The sequence below is a fragment of the Gracilibacillus suaedae genome (assembly GCF_017599345.1).
Classification (GTDB): domain Bacteria; phylum Bacillota; class Bacilli; order Bacillales; family Amphibacillaceae; genus Gracilibacillus; species Gracilibacillus suaedae.
On the sequence record NZ_JAGFVL010000045.1, the window covers coordinates 44917 to 68920 of the forward strand.

Sequence of the window (24004 nt, forward strand, 5' to 3'; positions counted from 1 at the left end):
GTTACATGCTAGTTGTTTTTCGATTAGAGGAAGACACGGCAATATCGATATTCAATTGTTGTACGATAACAAGGTTCATATGATGATGTGTGCGATTCATTTTGCCGGACCTCCTTTTACTGTAAATTTTTTCAATGCTCAATTATTATATATTCAAAAAATTATAACGTCAATAGAAATCACGGAAAATTTTTCAATTTTAAGAAAAAGCTGAAACTTTAGAAGCTAAATAGGGGGGCAGGTGAGCTAACTCTCTGATAAGTTTCACTAGTCTTAGTGGGGGTGAATAGGCTTAAAGTGTTTTCATATCTTTCTAGCAACAATGAAATATTCTTGAGAGCTATTCTTCAAGCAATCCATTTCGACAATCGAAAAATTCTCTTGCTTCATTGTGTTGACTAAATTGCGTATTTTAAATGGTCTTATATTAGGTACTAATCCAACTTTTGCTGCAAAGAATAACAAGTTTTTTAGCAAAATCTTTTCTCCCATGCATGGTGTCGCAGTAATCAAAAATTCGTCTGATTTTAGCATATCGTTCATTCTTTGTAGAGCGATATGTTCCTCTTCCAATAAATGCAGTACATGAAAAACAAGAATGACATCAAGTGAGCCTTCCTTATATTTTTTATCAAAAATAGTTGAATGAGAATAGTGAATATTAGCAATGTTTCGCTTTTTTGCTTTTTTTTCTGCTATTTCTATCATATTAGAGGATATATCAATTGCATGAATCTCTTTCACATATTCTGCAAGTTCAGTTGATATCAATCCAGTCCCGCAGCCGTAATCCAGAACAGTGTCACTTGCTTTGAGATGTGTTTTCGTTCTTTTTATTATAGTATTGTATATTTGTTCATCCTTGTTCTCTATTTGATCATATTTACTAGCGATTTGATCCCAAAAATGTTCTGATGAATTCATTTCCTTACACCTGCTTTTCTGAGATTTCACTCTTTATTGGTTGTTCCATTGGATTGAACCCTTGAATGATTAGCCATATAGCCAAAACTAATTGTTGTAATGCTATAGGAATGTTCAAGATCATGTATGCTGTATCGAGACCAATGAAATGATTCATAAATAGTAAGCTTGCTAATATCGACAAAATGGAGCCAATAAGACCCGAAACAGCCATCCAACGAGGAACTAATTTTGTTTGGTAAAATATGCAGTTAAACAAGAACATAGCGAAAACAAATGCCAGTGTAGTTGCCACATGGTTTACCAAATCACGTCCTACTTGCAACAATTCACCTAAGGCATGAAAATACGATATATTCTGTTCTCCAGCTATTGTATATTCGTCGCTTAATGTTAAGAACAAGAGAAGTATGATGACGCCTATAACAATGAACACACCAGCAATAATACCGAAAGCAACAGATCCAAGAGCTAAACCTTTATTATGTCTGCTTAAAATCGAATATAGCATAATAGGAATACCAACATATGCCACAACCATTAACAACTGCGAAAAAGCCCCTATTAGCACCTGATTTGCATTTGTAGACGCCTTGATAAGATATTCTGGTCCATCTATAACAGGAACAACACTAAAAATACCTGTAACCAACCCGGCTATTAATAACACTCCCGTAATTATTGCAGCCCTTCTATTAACCGAATTCGTTCTTTTTATCAACATATATCCACTCTCCCTTTAGCATGTAATGGAAACAATCAATCGAACATAACTTTTTCTTGATTACAAGGAAGAAATTGTTTGTTTGTCGGTTACTTTTGCAGTTGAATTGAATCCTACTATGATTAGCCATACTGCCATGACCATTTCCTGTATGGCAAGCGGCATCATTAAAACCGTAAGTGTTGGTCCGAAAAGAGCAAAAACACCTGTCACTAAGTAGATTATGGCTGCAATCAAACCCCAGCTCGATAGCCATTTTGGTATTAGTTTAGCTTGATATAACAGATAATAGAGCATAAGGGCACCTACGCTAAATATAATCGTTGAAAGGGATTGAATCTGTTCTCCTGAATCTAATAATATATTACACATACTCTGAAAGCTGGTGCCGTCGAGAGAAGTGTTTACATATTCCTTACTAAATACTACAAGCAATAATAAGCTTATAGCATATGCAATATAAGTAAAGTTCTCAAGAGCTCCACGGAAGACAACATATCCAAGAGCCAAAGTTTCATTATACTTTTTTGCAATTGGATAGATGATAACAGCTACCATTCCTAGTGAAATACCCATGATCAATATAAAAAACACTCCAAGTATGACATGGTTTTCATTCGCTGAAACTGTCATAAACAAATCAGTACTCCCAAGGATCGATCCAGTAAATACGACACTTAGTATGCCAGAAATCGTCCCGATGATATATAACATTCCAACCCATTTAGCAATCCTATTACTGTTATTCATTTTTTCGTTTTCCTCCTTGTTCATTTTTTTACTCTATAATCTCATAATCAAATACTTCCCCGATGTTTACACCAAATGTTGCAGCGACTTTAAAAGCAAGTTCCAGTGAGGGAGAATACTTTCCCGCTTCTATCGCAATAATAGTTTGTCTTGAGACTCCTACTTTTTCAGCCAGTTGTTGCTGTGTCATTTCATTGGCAAAGAAGCGTAGTCTGCGGATGTTGTTGGTAATTTGAATTTTCTTAGCCATTGTTTACTCCCTTTCGATAAAAGTACAACTGGGTCAATTCTCCAGATAATGATCCGATCAAGAATGATACAAACATAATATTAAGCATAACTGTACTTGAATAGTTTAATACCTGAGATAAGAGGGCTGTAACAAATCCAATTGCTACAACAATGAATGCAATTCTCATTGATTTGAGTTCGATGAGCTGATTCATTTCATCCGTCACCATGTCTGACTCGATTGTTTTTTGTATTTCTTTATCGTCACATGTACCATTACGTTTTTTTTCTTGTACAGTAACTGCCACCGAAAGCAGAATGTGAAATAAAATTTGAATGATAATGGCAGCAACAATACCTACACCAATAAATAGGAGTATGGTACTTGACCAAGATTTCATATCATCTGTAGCAATTACACCCAACTGATACTTGCGAAATGTGTAGGTGCAATATGCCAACAAAATAAGTGTCCATGTAATCATGGAGGCAATAGCTCTTTTTTCGTGATAAGACATATCCAACACTCCTTAATGTAATAGATTATATACATATTGTATGTAATTTAATACACAATGTCAAAAATATTTAACATAGTTACGGCAGTTATTTTATATTCGCTCATAATTGTGAACCTTAATAGTTGTTAAATACAACTAATTAACATATACTACAATCAGGTGATGAAAATGGATAAAAATAGTAACAAAACACAAGATATGCAGGAAATGCGTCATTTGTTTGTGGTTCTTTCACGACAGTTTGGATTATTACAAAAAGAAAGCTCCCAATGTTGTGGAGTGACAACCATTCAAAGTCACATTCTATATGAAATAAAGCAAGGGCATCATATGACATTAAATGAACTTGCTCAAAGACTTTGTTTGGACAATAGCACAACCAGTCGTCATGTTCATGGATTGGTGGAAAAAGAATATGTAGTACGCTTGCCACACCCTGAAGACAGACGTTATGTTACATTGGAATTATCGGAAAAAGGGAAGAAGTTGGAAGCAGAAATTACGGAAATGATGACAACAAGCATTATGAATATGTTTAAAGATTTACCCGAAGACAAGATGATTAGCATGAGAACAGAAATAAAAGATTTAACGGAAATTATGCGAAAGAGTGATATATGTTGTTATCCTCCATTTTAAAGGATGGAGGATATAAAATAGACAATAGTTGCAAAATACAATAGTTGTATTTACGTAATAATAGGAGGGGAGCGCATGTCTAATGTAGTTTCATTTTTTCAACAATTTTCTATTTTGTTTATTGAATTGACATTACTGTTCATCGTTATCAGTTTTATTGTCAGCTTGATTCAACAAAAAGTAACAGAAGAAGAAATTAAGCAAATTCTTCATCGGCCAAATAAGTGGAGTGGCTACCTGTATGGTACGGGTTTAGGTGCTTTAACACCTTTTTGTTCTTGTTCAACGATCCCGATATTAGCGGGATTGTTATCTTCTAAGGCACCATTTGGACCATCGATGTCGTTTTTGGTAGCATCTCCCTTATTAAACCCAGTCATGATTATTTTATTAGTTACCTTTTTAGGATGGAAAATAGTCGCTGTTCTAACTGGATGATTGAATTAATTCTTTAAAGGGGGTGAAATCATGGCTATTAAAAAAGGATTGAAAAATATATTTTCTTCATCTAAAGATGATTCTTGCTGCAGTGTTGAGTTTGAAGAAGTTCAACCTAATCAGGATAAAGAACAAAAAGAACAGCACCATGACGATGTAAAGTCAGAAAATCAAAACTGCTGCTAGTTTTAAAGAAGTGTAAAGCCTATCATTATGCTCTTTATTAATGATAGGCGTTTCTTTCATTAGCAAATCTGTTCATAGTTGAGATATGCAGAATGCTTTATCAGTCCAAGATAGCAAATAAAAGTATACAAGAATGGGTAACTATAATTCATGAAGTTTTCAGTTATGACCGACAGTTTTTAATCACTACATTAAAAGGCTACCAAAAGTTACAAGGCTGAGTCCTTCTTCATGTGGTCTGGAATGTGAACTTCCATTTCTTTTTGATAATCTTGTAAATACTCATTTTGATACATGACAAAATCCCGAAATAATAATTAGTAATCAATGGCGAATTTCAAGCTTGCCACACTAATATCATATATATCATTTATTATAAATAAGTAAATGATCTTGTGAAGGGGTTAAGATTAAAAAACTTGGATAAAATCACCTTTGTTTATTGACTACCGTTTTTATAGTGGGTATAATTACGGTATCAAATATATGGAAGGAGTCAATGATATGTACAAGTCAGGTTTAACCATTTGGTACAATGTGAAGAACATGGATGAGTCGGTTAAGTATTTTACAGAGGGATTGGGGTTTTCATTGGATTTTAAGGATGAAAAGCAGCGGATTGCGATTGTAACAACGAATACAAAAGATTGTTGTATAGGTTTTGCTGAAGCAGAAACGGTAGCGCCTGTCACTTCATCAGCTGTATTTGAAGTAGAAGATATTGAAAAGGCTTATGTAGAATTGAAGGAAAGAGGCATTCACTTTACAGGCGAGATTGAAACAATCCCTAACCTTGTAAAATTGGTAACTTTCCAGGATCCGGATGGCAACAGCTTTGAATTATCTCAAACCATAGCGGACTAAATGCATGTAAAAGAAGCAATTCAATTTACACATCAACTATCCGGACGCTGGGTAATGCCTATACTTCTTCATTTACATTCTTCGGGTGGGCGTTTTACACCACTGCAAAAAAAGCTGGAAATATCACCATCCAGACTAAGTGATAATATGACAAAGCTAGTTTCTGCGGAAGTAGTGCAGCGTTTAACACCTTATGATCGACGACATCCATTATTGCCTGAATACAAATTGACTCCGTATGGAAACAGCTTATTAGAAATCGCGATGGTCATCCAATCGGCTGAAAAAGCTATTAATCACGGACCATTGCATCGAAAGAACTGGAATTGGCCAATTCTGCTAGCTTTATTTCATCAATATGATCGCTTTCAATCTATATTAGAGCTGCTAGGCAAGCCATCGCCAAGAATACTTTCTACAAGATTGAAGGAATTGTGTGAAATGGAGCTTGTAAAGAAAGAAATCAAGGAAGAACCAAAGCTAGTATATACGTATAAAATAAACGAAACTTATCGTTCTTCAATGGCTGTTATTTGGAAGGAAATATCAGAGATAGAAGGGAATAAACCAAACACCAAAGATTAATCGAAATCTTTGGTGTTTTGGTATGTCTGACCATAATCCAGCAATTCTTAAGAAATTTTCATTTTGTAGATTGCTAAAATAGAAGAAAAATAGAGAAGGAGACTTTTAATGAGACAAGTTATCTATTCCCAAATGGTGTCTGTTGACGGTTATATCGAAGACCAGAACGGAAGTATTGATTGGAGCAAGCCAGACGAGGAAGTGTTTCAACATATTATCGACCAGGAAAAAATGGTTGATACACATTTATATGGCAGAAAAACATATGAAAATATGGCTGGTCATTGGCCGGCTGTTTTGAATGATCCTAAAAGCAGTTCCCAAGATAAAGAATGGGCACGTATGTGGGTTGACAGGAAAAAGATCGTTTTCTCCAAAACATTAGCTAAAGTGGAATGGAACAGTAAAATAGTAAAAAGTAACATAAAAGAAGAAATTGAGACAGAAAAGGCTATGCCGGGTAAAAACTTATCTCTTGGAGGAGCTTCAATAGCTCATACGATGATCGAGTTAGACCTCATTGATGAATATTGGCTTTATGTTCACCCTGTCACTCTTGGCAGAGGTAAACCGATGTTTCACAAGCAGTTAACATTACAATTAGCAGAAGCTCAATCCTTTGCCTCTGGAATCGTGTTACTGAAATACCAAAAAGGAGGAGAGTAGATTGAGGAACGTTATAAGTCAGATGATGGTAACAGTGAATGGATTGGTCGAAGGACCTGATCATGCGTTAGATTGGCATGTAGTGGATGATGAATATGATCAATATAATGATGAGCTCTTCAGCAGAGTGGATACATTAGTATTTGGCAGAGTAACCTATCAACATATGGAAGCTTTTTGGCAAACTCCCATTGCTTATGAGAAATTTCCAGAGACAGCTGAACGGATGAATCAGTATGATAAAATCGTTTTTTCTAATACATTAAATCAGGTTACCTGGCAAAATACCACCTTGATCAATGGAGATGAATTAGAAAAACAGCTGAGGCATCTAAAGCGGCAAAATGGAAAGAATTTGTTGGTGTTGGGTAGCTCAGATTTAGTGTCAGCTTTAACCGAGTATGGACTTGTTGATGAGTACCATTTGATCGTTAATCCTGTTGCATTAGCAGATGGTAAGCGGTTATGGAGTGGGTTAAGCCATGCCATAACCTTACAGTTCCTAGATAGTAAAGTGTTCCAGTCAGGTAATGTGTTGTTACGCTATCATAAGTAAAATAACGAATGTTTTCGTGAATTAATTGAAAATAATTCGTTATTTATTGAATGAATATTGAAAAACATCTTGAAAACAAATGATAACATGTTACAATGTAGAAACAATAATTTAATAATATTCACTCATATAATCGTAGGGATACGGCCTACAAGTTTCTACCAGATTACCGTAAATGATCTGACTATGAGTGAGCAATCGACGTTATGGCAATTTATATTTTTACCAATAACGAACAATACCCAAAGATCATTGCTCATCTCATATGGTGAGTATCGATCTTTGGGTTTTTTATTGGTTTATTTTTAAAAAAGGAGTGGCGATCATGGAAAAACTACAACAGAAAATAATTGAAGAAGGAATAGCACTTTCAGATACCGTATTAAAAGTGGATAAATTTCTTAATCATCAAATAGATCCACAATTAATGCATGAGATTGGCAAAGAATTTGTGAAACGATTTGAAAATAAAAAGATTACCAAAATCGTTACACTAGAATCATCTGGTATTGCCCCTGCTGTCATGGCGGGTTTAATCTTAGATGTTCCTGTTGTTTTTGCTCGCAAGAAAAAATCTCTAACATTAAAGGATGGGTTACTCACTTCTACTGTGTATTCCTATACCAAACAAGAAACAAACGAAATTTCGATTGCAGAAAAATTTCTTAGCGAAGACGATCATGTATTAATTATTGATGATTTTCTTGCCAATGGACAAGCAGCATTAGCTCTGATTGACATTGTAGAAAAAACGAATGCACATGTATCAGGTATTGGCATAGTTATTGAAAAGGCATTTCAAGATGGCGGCGATATTTTACGCAGAAAAGGTTATCAGATCGAATCGTTAGCTCGGATTAAATCTTTAGAAAATGAAACGATTGAATTTATCAGCGAGAAGGAGTATGCACAATGAAATTAACAAAAGGAAAAATGGCATCTTTAGGAATACAACATGTGTTAGCGATGTATGCGGGAGCAGTAGTTGTTCCTTTGATTGTCGGAGCAAGTATTGGTCTTACAAATGAACAGCTCACTTACTTGATTTCGATAGATATATTAATGTGTGGGGTAGCAAGTATCTTGCAGGTTTGGAAGAATAGATTCACAGGTATTGGCTTACCTGTTGTGTTAGGCTGTACCTTCACAGCAGTTGGTCCGATCATTGCGATTGGAAATAATTATGGTATTACTTCCGTTTACGGATCAATTCTCGTATCCGGTCTGATCGTCGTATTAATTGCGAAATTCTTTAGTAAACTGATTAAGTTCTTCCCGCCAGTCGTTACCGGATCAGTTGTTACGATTATTGGGATTACGTTAATTCCGGTAGCCATGAATGATTTAGCAGGAGGGGAAGGAAGTGCTGACTTTGGCAGCTTCACCAATTTAGGCTTAGGTTTTGGGACACTGCTTGTCATTTTGTTAATCTTTCGTTTTGGGAAAGGCTTTGTACAAGCAATTGCAATTTTACTTGGTATTTTATTAGGAACTGTAACAGCATTTTTTATGGGGATGGTTGATTTAAGTCCTGTAGCAGAGAGTACATGGCTGCATTTGCCGACTCCATTTCATTTTGGAACACCTGAATTTCATTTAACACCTATTTTGACGATGACACTTGTGGCAATTGTCAGTCTTGTTGAATCAACAGGAGTATATTTTGCTTTAGGAGATATTTGCGATAAAAAGCTAGAAGATAAAGATTTGGAGAAAGGTTATCGTGCAGAAGGTGTAGCTATTATATTCGGTGGTTTATTCAACTCTTTTCCGTATACAACTTTCTCGCAAAATGTTGGCTTGATTCAATTATCCGGGGTCCGAACTAATAATGTGATTTATACAGCCGGAGTGATGTTAATTTTACTTGGTCTTGTACCGAAAATTGGAGCCTTAACGTTGGTTATTCCAAGTGCGGTATTAGGTGGGGCAATGGTGGCAATGTTTGGTATGGTCATTGCTTACGGAATTAAAATGTTGAGTAATGTCGATTTCTCATCACAAGAAAATTTATTGATTGTAGCATGCTCAGTTGGTATGGGACTTGGGGTAACGGTTGTGCCGGAGATTTTTGCTGGGTTACCAGAGAGTCTTAAGATTCTAACGGAAAGTGGCATTGTAATCGGAAGCTTAACCGCAATTTGTCTAAATGTTATTTTTAATGTTAGAAAGAAAGATCAATCAAATATGGCAGATTCAGAGAAAGCAGCATAGTAAAAAGCCAGTATACTGAATATGGAGTATACTGGCTTTCTTAAGGCATTATCCAAAACTTCACTTTTTCTGAAGATAACAAAAGGAGCAAGATTTGTTGAATAAACCAAGATAAACAACAAACCACTTAAGGATAACTACAGATCTGTTGAATAAACCAAGATAAACAACAAACCACTCAAGGATGACTACAGATTTGTTGAATAAACTGAGATAAACAACAAATCTTTCTAGGATGATTCTAGATTTGTTGATAAAACAAGATAAAGAAGAATTCTCAGAAGGTCTAACCCGTTCAGATTAACAGATTGTTGTTAAATCTATCCACTAAGAAATAACTTTTCCTGGTGAAGGAGAAGTCGGCTGCGGTGGTACAAAATTTTCGGATATATAATGATGAATGGTTTGGGCAACCGTCTTTCTTTGCGTCTTAAGCCCTTGGTTACCAAACAATACATTAAATTCTAAGATATAATATCTCCCCTTACTTACTAGAATATCAAATCCAGCGTGATTTATATTTAATAGCTTGGCAATCTGTAAGACTAAGTCAAGTGCATCCCCAGGTATCAATTGATGGCTAACTTCTCCACCTTTTGCGACATTGTGGAGAAATTCTCCTTCTTGTCCAATCCGCCAATAAGCATCATAAATTTGATCACCAACGATACAAACACGCAAGTCCTTCCCGGCGTTTGGTAAATATTCCTGAACATAGAGTACGTCATTGTTACGGGCATAATCGATAAATTGCGTATCATTTTCAACAAGAAAAACACCTTTACCCATTGAGTTTTTCGCTTCTTTGACAACAAAAGGGAAGGGAAAAGTCTCTAAAACATTTGCGATATTACTATCTGTACTTGTCAAAATTTCGGTATAAGGCACATGTTCTTTTGCAACTGCCCATAAGGCACGCGTCATTTCAATTTTATTAGCACCAATTTGCACCGTTTCAATACTAGGGAAAATTTGCTTTTTTAATCCATAAACGAGAGTAGGTATTTGCCAATTTTGAGGGAACAGAATCAAATCTGCTTCTTTAATAATATCGATCTCATTAAACATATGCTCTGGCTTGATATAGTGAATTCCCGGTATACCAATCGTTCGGAAAGCGTTAAAAGAAATTAGTTTCATTTTTCATTTCTCCATATTTAGTTTTTTAATATAATATTAGCATGGTTTTTGAGAAAAGCTAGACTTTTTTAGTAGATTCAAAATTTTAGCATCGAAAGACGAATATCGTTATCATAATGGATAAGAACTTTACTTATTTGGAGGAGTGAAATGATGCTAGTAAAAGTGCTCAGTTTTTCGTTGCTTTTTATATTTTTTGTTACGGCTTGTAATGGTGATGAACAACCAAATTCAATGGAAGAGCAGCCAGGAAGCTCCGCAGAATTAGAGAACAAAAACGAATTAGACAGTTCAAATGAACAGGAAATCATTGCAGAGAACCTCCATGTTCCGTGGGCCATCGAAAAAGCAGATGATATTTTTTATCTGACAGAAAGACCAGGAAATATTGTGAAGATAGAAAATGGACAAGTAGAAAGACAAAATGTAGAGCTTGAAAGAGAGCTTGCAACTGCTGCAGAAGCGGGGCTTTTAGGGTTTGTATTGGATGAGGATTTCTCCGAATCTCATGTGGCATATGCTTATTACACGTATGAGGATGAACAAGGGCAATTTAATAGAATTGTGACTCTTCATTTAGATGGTGAAACCTGGAAGGAGGAAGAGGTATTATTAGATCAAATTCCAAGTGGTGCCTACCATCATGGTGGAAGGTTAAAGATTGGACCTGATGATAAACTTTATGCCACTGCTGGAGATGCATCCGACCCAGAAATCGCATAGGAAGTCGAATCGTTAGGTGGAAAAATTTTAAGAATGAACTTAGATGGTTCGATACCTGAAGATAACCCGTTTGAAGATTCTTATGTATATAGCTATGGACATCGTAATCCTCAAGGCTTAACGTGGGCGGAAGATGGCACCTTATATGCAAGTGAACATGGCAACAGCGCAAATGACGAAGTCAATCACATTGAGGCTGGAGAGAACTATGGTTGGCCGACTATTGAAGGTGAACAAGAGCAAGAAGGGATGATCACGCCATTATTTACCTCAGGTGCAGATATAACATGGGCTCCGTCTGGCATTGATTATTACGATGAGAGATTATATGTAGCTGCATTGCGCGGAACAGCATTACTTGAATTTGATCTTGAGACAGAAGAATATAGTGAAGTAATTTCCGATCTTGGTAGAGTAAGAGATGTACTAATTGATGTGGAAAATTTATATGTGATTACAAATAATACTGATGGGCGTGGTAACCCGGAAGGAGCGGATGATATATTATATAAAGTTCCACTTGAGAACTTGAATTAAAAAAAGAGGAAAGCGAGCATTTCCTCCCATGAGATTTACCCACTTACATCGAAAGGAGAGATGTCTCTTCCAAGGAAAAGTGCACCGCTTCCGTGGAAATAGTCCGTTATCCAAAGAAGAGTTGGCTTGAGGGAAGATAGGTAATTAGTATAAAATGGTAATTAAGTAACTGGTTTATTTTTAGGGGAGGATTTAGAAGTGATTGCTAACATGTATAAACGGAGAGAAAGATTAGCGGTAATTTTTTTGGGTATCATAACGTTGATTTTTGCTGGATTTTTAATTGTTGACACACCATCAAATACTGATGAGTGGTTGGAAGCAGGCTCAATGCTTATACCTATTATCTTCTTAATTGTTATTGTTTTCATGAGTAGATCTAAATATCAAAAAGTTAAAGATGTAGATATTCCTGTATCTGCGCGAACGATAGAAGATATTGATCATGTAGTGTTAAAAAAAGATGCAACATTCATTACGCAACTACTTGTATTTGAGCAAACAGGTAGTTTTTTAGGTACATACAAATTCACTTCCTTGTCATGGTGGCAATATCCAATTGCTATATTGATGAGTTCATTTTTTTCTTTTCTGCCTTATAGCGTAAGTTATTTTTCCAATCAAGATGAAAAATTGTTTACCTTTAAGAGAAAAGGATTTAAAAAGACAATGTTAGATGTGTATGACGAAAAGAATTGCTTTATTGGTCAATATGAACAAGAAGAGTTTAAAAGTATATTCCAGATTAAAGGGAGAGTATTGGATCAGGATGGTCAAATGATTCTTCCGGTAAAAGCGAGCGGGGGAAATGGTGATTTTGATATTCGTGATTCGGATGGTCGACGTTGGGCTTATTTCTATAATGGCAGATTTCCGCATGAGTACACAGAAGTTTTTAAAGAAATAGGTAACGATATGGTGGAAATTTCCAACCGAATTTCTCGTGAACAAAAGATATTGTTGCTGGCGATGATTGGATATATGTTTTTGAATCGGAGCAAAACATAGTGAAGACAATCTATGAATGCCATTCAAAACACTCCCATGCCAAGCTTAGTTGCAACCGGGAAAAGGAGGGGATCATTTATTTTTAAAGTATTTTCGACAATAACGTTCTATAGTCCATTATTTGGATCTTCCTTTTCAAAATGATAGAATAAATGCTGGATATTGGTGAAGTAATGATACTAAATTAAAGAAGAATAAGACTCCCAAAAAGCTATATATTATATTGTGTAAATAATATAAACACCATTATTTAACAATATAGTATTAAAATAATAAATGATAAATTGCTTATCTACAGTTCCTCTTTTAACAATGAAATGTACAAGTCGATCGAAAGCAAAACAATTGGACATGGTCATGAACCAATTGCTAGTTCATGACCATCGGAAGTCCCTTGTTTAATCCCCTTCTTCATTTTCATCCGTTTTCTTACTTTCATCTTCCTTATTTGGCTCTTCATCAGAATCGGGTTGCTCTGTTTGATTAGAATCATTTTCTTCTTTGGAATCTTCCTTATTTTCTTCCTTCTTATCTTTTTGCTCTGATTTGTTGTTGGTATCCTCATCTGGTTTTTCTTCTTTTTTATCATGGTTGGAAGCATTCTTGTCATTAGATTGCTGTTTTTCTTTTTTATGATTGGCTTCATTTTCAGTCTTTTCTTTTTTCTCTTCTTCTTTCTTTTTCTCTTGCTCGTTCTTCTTTTCTATCTGTTTCTGCTCCTTCGCTTTTTCTTTCTGCTGTTTCGCCTTCTCGTTTGTTGTATTCTTTTGTACAGGTATATATTCAGTTGGCATTGTTGTTCCCTTCACAAATAACTCTGTTACGATGCTGCTGGAAGGTGTGTAATTAGATGCAACTTTGCCATTGCGCATATCAATCTTTACTTCTTCAACACTTGCTGGTTTTGTGAAATCTGCTGTTTCAATATCTTGGGAAGCATGGGACATAATTTCCTTAAATAATAATCTGGAAATCCGTGCATCTTCTTGGCTGACGAATTGTTCTGTAGAAGTAGTCTCGTAGCCGGTCCAAACAGCAGCAGTATATTCTCTTGTATATCCGACAAACCAAGAATCAGTAGAACCATTTGTAATACCTTCTGGAGGGTTTGTCGTTCCTGTTTTACCAGCCATAGGCAAACCGTCAATTTTGGCAAGTGTTCCGGTACCTTCTTCGACCACATCTTTTAGCATATCCGTAACCATATAGGCAGTATAGTCATTCATCGCTTTTATTTCTTCTGACTGTAGTGGTTGTACTTCACCTGTTGGATGTTCTACTTTCGTAACCGCGTATGGTTCGTGATATTTTCCATTATTTCCAAATGCAGCATAGGCACCAGCCATATCTAGTGGTGAGATACCATCTTCATCACCGAAGCCGCCAATGGCATAGGAAGGATAAGCATGTTCCAGGTCGATGCCTAGATTGGCAGCAAATTGTTTTGCTTGATCATCTTCTAATTCTAAAAATGTTTTGATTGCCGGAATATTATAGGATTTTACCAATGCCTCTCTCATTGATACCATGCCATGGAAACTGCCATCATAATTTTTGAATTCTTTACCATCAATTTCCAGATTTTCATCTTTAATCTGTTGATACGTGGACCATTTGTTGTATTCAATAGCCGGGCCATAGTCTAAAATCGGCTTTATCGTTGAACCGGGTTGACGTTTTATATCTGTAGCAAAATTGAATCCACGTTGTATCTCTTTACTTTCAGGATCACGATTACCACCGATTGCGCGAATAGCTCCTGTTTTCGTATCCATTAATACGACTCCTGCCTTAAATGCTTCATCTGGAAAAGGAATCGTATCCGTCCCTGTCATTACTTCGTTCGTAAAGGATTGTGCATCTGTATCAAGTGTCGTATAAATCTCCAAACCTCCATTATAAAGTTGATTTTCCTCAAAACCTTTCCTAATCAATTCTTCTATGACATAATCAATAAATTCTTGATAGGAATTGTTTTCTTGTTTTGGCGAGAGCATGCTTTCAATTTCAATATTCTTTGCTTCTTCTGCCTCTTCAGAGGAGATGAAATGGTGTTTCTCCATCGCTGATAATACAATATCTCTCCTATCTACCGCTACTTCTGGATACTTTATAGGATCATAACCACTTGGTCGTTGTGGAAGCCCGGCAAGTAATGCAGCTTCTGAAACAGTTAAATCACTGACATCTTTGTTAAAGTACACCTCTGCTGCTGCCCCGAGACCATATGCACCATGACCGAAATAGATGGTATTGAGATACATTTCTAAAATTTGATCCTTTGAATATTTCTGCTCCATTTGCACGGCAAGGTATGCTTCCTGTACTTTTCTGCTAAATGTTTTTTCCGGGGAAAGGTGCGTATTTTTTACAACCTGTTGGGTGATTGTACTCCCTCCCTCAGCTCCCCAGCCTTCTTCCAGATTGGCTAACAATGCGCCAGCGATCCGTTTTAAATCGACTCCGGAGTGCTTTTGGAAGCGGGCATCTTCTATTGCAATAAAAGCATTTTGGACTTCTATTGGAACATCATCAATACTTATAGGTAAGCGATGTTCAATCCCTGCGATATTGGCAACCTTCTTCCCATCTTTATCATAGATAACGGAAGTACTTGGATTTTGCAAATGATCTTCCGATAATTCCGGGGCATCTTGAATAAGAGCGAAAAGAGAGATACCTCCGATAATGAAAAGCGATAAGAAAATGAGAAATGTTGTGACGATGAATTTGATGAATCTTTTTTGTTTTCTTCGAGTGGATCTTTTCATGGTTACTTTACTCAAGCTCTCTGACCTTCCTTCTGGTTGAATTCTGATCGTTTTTTCAATCTGTAAACTATATGTAATTTCTATACATGTATATGATAATTATTGGAAAATGAAACCATTAACAAGGTTAATTCGTACATATGTTAAAGAGAAACTTAGTTTAATTCTTGTCCCTTTTCAGTATCGCTATTTAACTGGATTAGAAGAAGAACTGAAGAGAAACGTACAAAAGCAAACAGCCTATTATGAAAGCAAAAGTGCTTCTGAGCAAATTCTACATGCCAATACGCAAGGAAATTATTGTTCGGACTTGCTAACGTCATAGCCTATGCAATATACCAAATAAAGAACTGAAGGAAATAATGGAATAAAAAAGGACATTGATATATGTAGAAGTTAAGTCTAGTACTTTTTGATCGTACACTCTCTTTATAGAGTAGAAAAGAAGTACTAGCAATTTTTTGCCTTTCTTTAAATAGTAATGACAAAAAAGTATTACGTTTGTTTGAAATGTAAGTAAAGTCAATGGGTTCCGTGCTTTGCAAAAAAATGATATAGCCAGGAATATCAAAGGTTGCTAGGCTTGATGGAGAGATTATATTTCACACTACAATAATGTATGCGCTTACTTTTTTGTGGGCGGAAAGGAGGAGAGAAGGGCGGTGTGCAAGTAATCTCCTATTGCGATTACTTTTAAAAGGAGCTGAAGTGCATAGTGCATGTTAAAAGTCGAATGAAAAAACAATGGATATTGCTGACGATTGGAATCTTGATTTTATCTTCTTTTTCTATTGTACCTACAGCCTTTGCAAACGAAGATTATCAAACAGTTTATGTAACGGATTTTGGTGATGCTGAGCCGTTAGAAGTAGAAAATTGGGGATTCTCTACCTTTGCCGCCACATTGTCCATTAATGAAGAAGAAATTGCAGGCAACGATACCAAAAAGCTAGATTTTAGTGTAGTTGATCAGTCAGGTGGACGTGTCGCCACAAAGGACTTTGACAATGCGGTTAAGGGTGCTGAAATGAAAGTGAAATTAGATTGGTATCCTGGTAAAAATAATGATAAAGGTGTTCACCCTCACGAAAATGGTGGAGAGCTTCGCATTGAAGATGAAGCAGGGAATACAGTATTTACCGTTAATAATACCAATAATGCACCTTTAACTTTTTTTGCTGGTGATCAGGAGCCAATTGAAACCGACATTACAAATCCTGAAGCTTGGTATCAGGTAGAAATCATCTTTAACATTATTGACAATGAAATTCTATTTTCTATAGGAAATGAAAGTTATACGGTGTCTTTGAATGATGTTCAATTTGATGGTTCCATTGACAAGCTGAAATTAGTCGGTGTACGTACATCAGGAAATAATCATACTTGGACAACTTATGTGGATAATATTGAGTTGAGTCACATTCCGATTGAAGAAAATGTGATTACAACAGTTGAAAGGCTTCCATATAAAAGAGTTTATGTTGGAGAGACCACATCCAATATTGACTCAATTGGTTTGCCGGAAACAGTTCCTGTAACATTAGCAGATAATTCTACTGTTGAAGTTGGAGTGGAAAGCTGGCGAGAGGTGGGACAAGCTTGGAACCCGGATGAATCTGCTGTCTATACGTTTGAAGGGATATTGGCAGAATCGGAAGCAGTAGAAAATCCATTTGAGCGAACAGCAACCATTCATGTTTATAATCGATTAACACCACCTGACACAAACCGTGATACGGAATGGTTAGATCGAGGGCTTATTGCATTACCATCAGAGGATGGCATTTTCGCATCATGGCGATTATTGGCTGATGAATACGATCAAGATGTTACCTTTAATGTATTACGTAATGGAGAACAAATAAATGACCAACCACTAGAAGTGACGAACTTTATCGATGAAGATGGAGAAAAAGGAGATACGTATCAAGTTGAAACGATGGTACATGGTAATGTAACGGAAACAAATGAAGTCGATAGTTTAGACGAAAATTATTTATCAATCCCACTTCAAAAACCTGAAGGTGGAACGACTGCAACAGGAGATTACACATACTCTGCCAATGATGCTAGTGTTGGTGATCTAGATGGTGATGGAGAATATGAAATTTTACTTAAATGGCGTCCGTCCAATGCCATGACAGCACTTGAAGATGTGATTACTGGTCCTACTATTTTCGATGCTTACAAACTTGATGGTACTCCATTATGGAGAATGAATATGGGAATGAATTTAACATCAGGACCACAATATCATCAATTTGTTGTGGGTGACATGAATGGCAACGGCAAGTCAGAATTTTTGATTAAAACTGCGGATGCTACAACGGTCTATGGTGTAACAGACGGTGTGTTTGATGAAGATAAAGTAATTAGTGTAATCGGAAACCCAGAGGATGATGGTAGATGGATTAACGAAGGAGGACATGTTGTAACAGGTCCTGAGTATGTATCGGTTTTTGACGGTGAAACAGGTGAAGCTATTGATACGATCGATTTTGCGTTTCCGGTTGAAAAAGAAGAAGGAGATCAGGGGGCTTCATGGGGAGATACTTTCTATAACCGTTCTGACCGATTCTTGTCTGGATTAGCTTATGTAAATGGAACAACGCCGAGTGCGATTTATGGTCGTGGCTATTATCAAAGAACTACATTTGTATCCTATAGTCTCCAAAATGGTGCGCTTGTAGAAGATTGGACATTTGATACAGATGAAGCAGGTCGTGGTGAAGGTTTAGGTAACCATAGTTTAGCTACTGGTGATCTAGACAATGATGGCTTTGATGAAATTATCGCTGGATCCTTAACTTTGGATCATGATGGTTCGATTTTATACGCAATGGATGGCGAAATGGGAAGGGTGAAAGGCTCCCATGGAGATGCCCTGCATGTTGGCGCTTTTGATCCAGATCGCGAGGGTCTTCATGTTTTTGGTGTACGTGAAGATTCAGAAGTAGCTTCATTAGAGTATCATGACGGAGCAACAGGTGAAACATTACAAGCGTTCTATGCCTATAAAGATGCGGGACGTGGAGTAGCTGCAAATATTACATCTAAACCAGGATATGAATATTGGGGAGCTGGCGGAGCAACTGTTGAAGCCGGTGGTGGCGTTTATAATGTCCAAGGTGATGTAATCGAGGATAGTTTCCGCAATATTGGCCTGCCAGTCAATTTCGTCACCTATTGGGATGGTGACCTGTTACATGAATTACTTGATCATACTTCGATTACCAAATATGATGAATCCGCAGGTGAAGCAAATGTTATTGAAGAATTTGAACAGGTAGTAAGTAATAATGGAACGAAAGCAAATCCAAGTTTACAAGCAGATATTCTAGGAGATTGGCGAGAAGAAGTGATTTTCCCTACCGAAGATAGCACTGAATTAAGAATATTTAGTACAACGATACCTACTGAATATCGCTTACCAACGTTAATGCATGATTCTGTGTATCGGATGGGGATCGCCTGGCAAAACACTACCTATAATCAACCGCCACATATAAGTTATTATTTAGGTGAAGATGTTCGTGATCAAGTGTTAGCAGGAGAATTACATTTCCCATCAGTTGATTACACACCATCTTTAGCAAGTCTAAAACACCAAGTAAATCTGGCAGTAACAAAAGCAAATGAAAAAGTGTTAGTCAATAAATTAAAGCAGGTAGACCACCATTTGGAAAAAGGACGAACCAAACAAGCCGAAAAACAGCTTAATGATTTCTTGAAACATTTAAATCGAAGTGATTTAAGAGATGATGTTAAAGCAAGACTAGTGAATGATACTGAAACAGTGATGAAAAACTGGTAATTTCATAGCAAAGCCCAGGGAAAACTATTCTCTGGGCTTGTCATTTTCCATTGTCCCTAGTCCTTTATTGCAAAATTGACTTATAAGTTCAGCCATTTGTTTCGGTGATTGTGTTTGATCATTCAGTAGCCAATCTTTAATAACATGGATGGCCCCTGATACGATAAAGGTGCTTAAGTAAGAAGCAGTGTCTATGTTAGCTGTATCTGTTTTGTTCATTAAGAAAAGTCTTGCAATATCCATCACTCTTTTTTCAAAGCTTGTCCCTGTATTATTCTCCAATAATGCTTCGAAGATTTCTTTTCGTTCTTTGATATATACTAACAACTTCTCCGTCATCTGAATCGACTCTTCTTCCACAACAAAATTAAATGCATGCAAGTATTTATTCATTTCCTCAATAATTTCTTCTTCGATGGAATAAAGTAAATCGTGAACATCGGTGAAATGTGTGTAAAAGGTAGAGCGATTAATATCAGCAAGAGCACATACTTCTTTGACAGTTATCGATGAAAAAGTTTTCTCATTCATTAATTGGATCAGGCTGTCTTTCAAGACCATTCGCGTATATTTTTTGCGACGATCTAATTTGTCAGGCAATAAAAACACTCCTTACTTTGTGAAATTTTTGTTAATTTCCAACAAAAAAGTATGATATGTTGGAAAATAAACGCAATATTCAAAACTGTTTGTTGAATATCCAACACGGTGTCTATATAATATTAAAGTGGATTGAGGGAATTTGCAAGAGAGGATGAACAACGATTGACCTTTCAACAAAAATAATTCAACATAAAAAAACAATTGTTATTACTTTTATCGTGATAGCTCTGATTAGTGTGATTACGCAATTTGCCGTATCTGTTAATTATAATATGGTAGATTATTTGCCAGACGATGCGCCGTCAACAAATGCGATGGATACAATGGAAGAAGAGTTTGAAGTGTCTGTGGCAAATGCTCGGGTATTAATGCATGATGTAACCGTACAGGAAGCATTAGAATATAAAGAACAGCTTGCAGCTATTGATGGTGTTAGTGATGTAACTTGGTTAGATGATGCCATTGACATCAAGACACCGATTGAAATTGCTGACGAAGAAACAGTGGAATCTTACTATAAAGATAACAATGCCTTATTTTCCTTTCACATTCGTGACGGGGATGAGGTAGAAGTTACTGATCAAATCTATCAGTTAATTGGTGAAGATAATGCCCTATCAGGTGAAGCAGTAGACACAGCAACATCACAGAAAATGGCAGGGTCAGAATCAGCATACGCTGCGTTATTATTAGTTCCAATCATTATCATCATTTTGATCGTCTCAACGAATTCTTGGATGGAGCCAGTTTTCTTCCTTACGGCGATTGGAGTATCGGTGCTGATTAACCTTGGAACCAATATATTTTTGGGAGAAGTATCATTTGTCACTCAGTCGGTTGCACCAATCCTTCAGTTAGCCGTATCACTCGATTATGCGATCTTTTTGTTACATAGCTTTTCCGATTTTCGTAACAAAGGAGAGGAACCGGTCAATGCTATGCGTTTAGCGATGAAGCGATCATTTCCAGCTATCGCAGCGAGTGCATCGACAACCTTTTTCGGATTTATGGCTCTTACGTTTATGAACTTCGAAATTGGTGCTGATTTAGGTGTTAATCTTGTTAAAGGTATATTACTTAGCTTTATTAGTGTGATGGTATTCTTACCAGCATTAACACTCACTTTTTACAAGTGGATTGATAAGACTCAACATAAACAGATTGTACCGAATTTTAAAAATCTCGGCAGACGTGTGCTGAAATTTAAAATTCCAAGTTTAATTCTTGTCTTGTTCATCATTGTGCCTGCTTTCTTGGCGCAAAGTAATACAAACTTTATTTATGGTGTAGGAGAGCATCCAGACTCTACTCGAATCGGTGTGGATGAACAAACGATTGAAGATTCATTTGGTAAATATACACCGATGGTTTTGCTGATACCAAAAGGGGATATTGCTAAAGAAGAAGAGCTGGTACAGGATTTAGAGCAACTTGATCATGTGTCCAGTGTCTTGTCTTATGTCAATTCAGTCAGTGCAGCAATTCCGCCTGAGTATTTGGACGAATCCATCACAGAGCAATTTTACTCCGAAAATTATGCGCGTATTATTTTGCACAGCAATACTGATGCAGAAGGTGATGCTGCTTTTGCTTTAATTGATGAGGTAGAAGAAAAGGCTGAAAATTATTACGGAGATGACATTCATGCCTTAGGGGAAAGTGTGACACTGTATGATATTAAAAATACGGTGGAGAAGGATAATGTCGTAGTTAACGTACTAACGATCATTGCGATTGCGGTAGTGTTACTGCTTACTTTCCGTTCCATTTCCATGCCAATTGTGTTATTACTAACCATACAAGCGGCGGTATGGATTAATTTATCTGTACCATACTTTATGGATTCGTCACTTGTATATGTAGGGTATCTGATCATAAGTACAGTGCAACTGGCCGCGACAGTCGATTACGCGATATTGTTATCAGAAGCGTACCATGTAAACAGAAAAGAAATGCCTGCTCTCCAGGCTATTAAGAAAACAATCGATGAGAAAATCTTTTCGATTTTGATTTCCGCTTCGATTTTATCAAGTGTTGGATTTATCTTATGGATGACGTCCACCAATCCAATTGTCGGATCGATTGGCTTGTTACTTGGTAGAGGGGCATTACTTGCGTTTATTTTAGTTGTGTTTTTCTTGCCAGCCATGCTATTAGTGTTTGACAAAGTGATTGAAAAAACAACATGGAAAGCAAACTTTTATAAGAAGAAGGGTTGATGATGAGAATAAAACGATTTTTATTGTTAGTGATCGTGTGTATAGTTGCACTCTCTCCTTTTAATGGAGTTACAGCTAGTACTGTAGCTCCTAAGGATGAGGTGATATATGCCACATTGCAACCAAATGGTGAAGAGTTCAATATGTATGTCGTAAACAGTTTTGAAGTGGAAGAACAGGAAGAGTTAGTCGATTATGGTGATTATACGAATGTGAAAAACTTGACTGACCTATCCGAAATAACGAAAGAGGGGGATGAAATTTCCTTTACTGCATCTGAGGATACCTTTTACTATCAAGGTGATCTAGAAAATAAACCGTTACCTTGGGATTTTGCTATCCACTATCAGCTTGATGGGGAAGAGGTGAATCCAGAGGAAATATTAGGTCAGGATGGTCATTTACAGTTGGAGATTGAGACTTCTGCAAACGAGGATGTTAATCCGATCTTCTTTAAAAATTACTTATTACAGATTTCGCTTTCGCTAGATGGTGAGTTGTATCAAAATATTGAGGCAGAACAAGGAACGATCGCAAATGCCGGTAAGAATAAACAAGTGACATTTACGGTAATGCCGGAGAAAGAGGAAAATTTTCTATTAGAAGCAGATGTAACAGACTTTGAATTGGAAGGAATCGAGATCTCGGCAGTACCTTCCTCCATGTCGATTGATTCCCCAGATACTGATGAGGTAACAGAGGATTTTGAAACTTTATCAGATGCCACCGCAGAAATTGATGACGGAGTAGGCGAATTAGCGGGTGGTATTTCAGAATTGAATAGTGGTGTGTCAAGCTTGAAAAGTGGTTCCAGCGATTATCAAGATGGTATTACCAAAATTAGTAATGGATCAGCTGATCTGATCAGTGGTAGTAAGTCTATCGATCAAGCATTAAGCACGATGAAAAATTCCATCGATCAAAATGTGGAAACAGGAGATATCAGCGCATTACAGGATGGTCTCGTACAAATCGCGGATGGCTTAAGAGAAGCAAGCACTGGATTAGAGACATTGCAGCAAAATTATACGAAAGCCTATCAAGAGTTGGATAAATCGATAAATGCTATTCCGACAAATGTTTCAGAGGAAGAGATTCAAGAATTGGATTTAAGTGAAGCAGATCAAAAAGTAGTAGACAAATTAGTTAGCACATATGAGGCTGCTCGTACAGCAAAAGGTACCTATGAAAAAGTCAGCAAAGCATTTGAAGCAGTCACCCCAACTCTTGACGAAGTAAGTAGTTCGCAAAATAAAATGGCGTCCTCACTGGAAACAATGGCTGATCAAATCGCAGCAGCAAGTGAAGGAATGGATATTCAAGAAGGCTTAAAAGAATTACAAGAAGGGTTAGCGACACTATCCGGTAATTATCGAGAATTTCATGCAGGTCTTGAGGAATATACAAATGGTGTTGATGAATTGTCCAATGCCTATCAGGACCTCCATACCGGAATTGTAGAATTAGAAGACGGAACTACTGCACTGGAAGATGGTGCAAGTGAGTTACATGATGGAACAACAGAATTGGCTGATTCAACAAGCGACTTACCTGACCAAATGCAAGATGAAATAGATGAGATGATCAATGATTACGATAAGTCAGATTTTGATGCAGAATCATTTGTTTCCGACAAAAATGAAAATGTGCAATCCGTTCAATTCGTAATAAAAACAGAGAGCATTACCCAAGATGAAGAAGAGGACGAGGAAGAAGAGACAGAAGAAGAGAAGAGCTTCTGGGATCGCTTATTAGATTTATTTAGATGATGATCAGTAGGGATTGTGAATAGATGTCGATGGCATACCTGTTAGTTGGGTATGCTTTCTTTTTTGTGAGAAGACCACTGTTGAGTCGATTTGACGGACATCTATTCCGTTATTTTAGCTAA

Annotated in this window: 22 protein-coding genes, 1 pseudogene and 1 riboswitch; of the genes and pseudogenes, 15 read left to right on the forward strand and 8 right to left on the reverse strand. The window is 36.7% G+C overall.

Features of this window, described 5'->3' with window-relative positions; genetic code table 11:
* Positions 1 to 303: 303 nt before the first annotated feature.
* Genes J5J03_RS13565 through J5J03_RS13585 form a run of 5 tightly spaced genes read right to left on the reverse strand, consistent with a single transcriptional unit; the run spans position 304 to position 3147 of the window.
* The gene (locus J5J03_RS13565; RefSeq protein WP_208590230.1) at positions 304 to 924 is read right to left on the reverse strand and encodes a class I SAM-dependent methyltransferase; all 621 of its coding nucleotides are present in this window, start codon (positions 922 to 924) and stop codon (positions 304 to 306) included.
* A 4-nt stretch (positions 925 to 928) separates the two neighbouring features.
* Positions 929 to 1648: a DUF4386 domain-containing protein gene (locus J5J03_RS13570; RefSeq protein WP_208590231.1), complete on the reverse strand. Its 720-nt coding sequence runs from the start codon at positions 1646 to 1648 to the stop codon at positions 929 to 931.
* A 60-nt stretch (positions 1649 to 1708) separates the two neighbouring features.
* Positions 1709 to 2398, reverse strand: a complete 690-nt coding sequence (locus tag J5J03_RS13575; protein ID WP_208590232.1) for a DUF4386 domain-containing protein — start codon at positions 2396 to 2398, stop codon at positions 1709 to 1711.
* Positions 2399 to 2426: 28 nt separating this feature from the next.
* Positions 2427 to 2648 carry a helix-turn-helix transcriptional regulator gene (locus J5J03_RS13580; RefSeq protein WP_153834066.1) on the reverse strand — a complete coding sequence of 74 codons (222 nt, stop codon included), beginning with the start codon at positions 2646 to 2648 and terminating at the stop codon, positions 2427 to 2429.
* Positions 2641 to 3147, reverse strand: coding sequence for a hypothetical protein (locus J5J03_RS13585; RefSeq protein ID WP_208590233.1), 507 nt, complete (start codon positions 3145 to 3147; stop codon positions 2641 to 2643). Before J5J03_RS13585 ends, J5J03_RS13580 begins: the two co-directional genes overlap by 8 nt.
* Before the next feature lie 171 nt (positions 3148 to 3318).
* Here J5J03_RS13585 and J5J03_RS13590 point away from each other — a divergent pair, with 171 nt between their 5' ends.
* From J5J03_RS13590 to J5J03_RS13630, 9 genes are all read left to right on the forward strand, one after another.
* Entirely contained in the window at positions 3319 to 3789 is a 471-nt protein-coding gene (locus J5J03_RS13590; protein ID WP_208590234.1) for a MarR family winged helix-turn-helix transcriptional regulator, read from the forward strand.
* 75 nt (positions 3790 to 3864) lie between these two features.
* Positions 3865 to 4227 (forward strand): permease, encoded by a 363-nt coding sequence (locus J5J03_RS13595; RefSeq protein ID WP_331460496.1) that lies wholly within the window; start codon positions 3865 to 3867, stop codon positions 4225 to 4227.
* A gap of 30 nt (positions 4228 to 4257) precedes the next feature.
* The gene (locus J5J03_RS13600) at positions 4258 to 4413 is read left to right on the forward strand and encodes a hypothetical protein (RefSeq protein WP_208590235.1); all 156 of its coding nucleotides are present in this window, start codon (positions 4258 to 4260) and stop codon (positions 4411 to 4413) included.
* 504 nt (positions 4414 to 4917) lie between these two features.
* Entirely contained in the window at positions 4918 to 5277 is a 360-nt protein-coding gene (locus J5J03_RS13605; protein ID WP_208590237.1) for a VOC family protein, read from the forward strand.
* Complete coding sequence (locus J5J03_RS13610) at positions 5278 to 5862, forward strand: winged helix-turn-helix transcriptional regulator (protein ID WP_208590239.1); 585 nt, start codon at positions 5278 to 5280, stop codon at positions 5860 to 5862. It abuts the gene before it with no gap.
* A gap of 108 nt (positions 5863 to 5970) precedes the next feature.
* Positions 5971 to 6528: a dihydrofolate reductase family protein gene (locus J5J03_RS13615; RefSeq protein WP_208590241.1), complete on the forward strand. Its 558-nt coding sequence runs from the start codon at positions 5971 to 5973 to the stop codon at positions 6526 to 6528.
* A gap of 1 nt (position 6529) precedes the next feature.
* On the forward strand, positions 6530 to 7084 hold the full coding sequence (locus J5J03_RS13620) for a dihydrofolate reductase family protein (protein ID WP_208590243.1): 555 nt from the start codon (positions 6530 to 6532) through the stop codon (positions 7082 to 7084).
* A gap of 105 nt (positions 7085 to 7189) precedes the next feature.
* Positions 7190 to 7291: riboswitch (purine riboswitch) on the forward strand.
* Positions 7292 to 7409: 118 nt separating this feature from the next.
* Positions 7410 to 8000: a xanthine phosphoribosyltransferase gene (locus tag J5J03_RS13625; protein ID WP_208590245.1), complete on the forward strand. Its 591-nt coding sequence runs from the start codon at positions 7410 to 7412 to the stop codon at positions 7998 to 8000.
* A complete protein-coding gene (locus tag J5J03_RS13630; RefSeq protein WP_208590247.1) occupies positions 7997 to 9298 on the forward strand; it encodes a nucleobase:cation symporter-2 family protein in 1302 nt (433 codons plus the stop codon). Before J5J03_RS13625 ends, J5J03_RS13630 begins: the two co-directional genes overlap by 4 nt.
* A 327-nt stretch (positions 9299 to 9625) precedes the next feature.
* On the opposite strand, the gene J5J03_RS13635 is transcribed toward J5J03_RS13630, so the two are convergent.
* Positions 9626 to 10438: an ATP-grasp domain-containing protein gene (locus J5J03_RS13635; protein ID WP_208590249.1), complete on the reverse strand. Its 813-nt coding sequence runs from the start codon at positions 10436 to 10438 to the stop codon at positions 9626 to 9628.
* A gap of 153 nt (positions 10439 to 10591) precedes the next feature.
* Between J5J03_RS13635 and J5J03_RS13640 the strand changes: the two are divergent.
* Positions 10592 to 11698, forward strand: a pseudogene (locus J5J03_RS13640) (PQQ-dependent sugar dehydrogenase).
* Between the two features lie 198 nt (positions 11699 to 11896).
* The gene (locus J5J03_RS13645; protein WP_208590250.1) at positions 11897 to 12706 is read left to right on the forward strand and encodes a hypothetical protein; all 810 of its coding nucleotides are present in this window, start codon (positions 11897 to 11899) and stop codon (positions 12704 to 12706) included.
* Positions 12707 to 13104: 398 nt separating this feature from the next.
* Here J5J03_RS13645 and J5J03_RS13650 read toward each other — a convergent pair whose 3' ends face one another.
* Positions 13105 to 15492, reverse strand: coding sequence for a transglycosylase domain-containing protein (locus J5J03_RS13650; protein WP_208590251.1), 2388 nt, complete (start codon positions 15490 to 15492; stop codon positions 13105 to 13107).
* Positions 15493 to 15586: 94 nt separating this feature from the next.
* Between J5J03_RS13650 and J5J03_RS13655 the strand changes: the two genes are divergently transcribed.
* Positions 15587 to 15802: a DUF3949 domain-containing protein gene (locus J5J03_RS13655; protein WP_208590252.1), complete on the forward strand. Its 216-nt coding sequence runs from the start codon at positions 15587 to 15589 to the stop codon at positions 15800 to 15802.
* A 390-nt stretch (positions 15803 to 16192) separates the two neighbouring features.
* Positions 16193 to 19291, forward strand: a complete 3099-nt coding sequence (locus tag J5J03_RS13660; RefSeq protein ID WP_208590253.1) for a rhamnogalacturonan lyase — start codon at positions 16193 to 16195, stop codon at positions 19289 to 19291.
* A gap of 24 nt (positions 19292 to 19315) precedes the next feature.
* Here J5J03_RS13660 and J5J03_RS13665 read toward each other — a convergent pair whose 3' ends face one another.
* Positions 19316 to 19891, reverse strand: coding sequence for a TetR/AcrR family transcriptional regulator (locus J5J03_RS13665; RefSeq protein ID WP_208590254.1), 576 nt, complete (start codon positions 19889 to 19891; stop codon positions 19316 to 19318).
* Positions 19892 to 20166: 275 nt separating this feature from the next.
* Here J5J03_RS13665 and J5J03_RS13670 point away from each other — a divergent pair, with 275 nt between their 5' ends.
* Together J5J03_RS13670 and J5J03_RS13675 are read left to right on the forward strand one after the other, a co-directional pair.
* The gene (locus J5J03_RS13670) at positions 20167 to 22113 is read left to right on the forward strand and encodes an efflux RND transporter permease subunit (RefSeq protein WP_231710756.1); all 1947 of its coding nucleotides are present in this window, start codon (positions 20167 to 20169) and stop codon (positions 22111 to 22113) included.
* A 2-nt stretch (positions 22114 to 22115) separates the two neighbouring features.
* The gene (locus J5J03_RS13675; RefSeq protein ID WP_208590255.1) at positions 22116 to 23882 is read left to right on the forward strand and encodes a YhgE/Pip domain-containing protein; all 1767 of its coding nucleotides are present in this window, start codon (positions 22116 to 22118) and stop codon (positions 23880 to 23882) included.
* Positions 23883 to 24004: the final 122 nt, after the last annotated feature.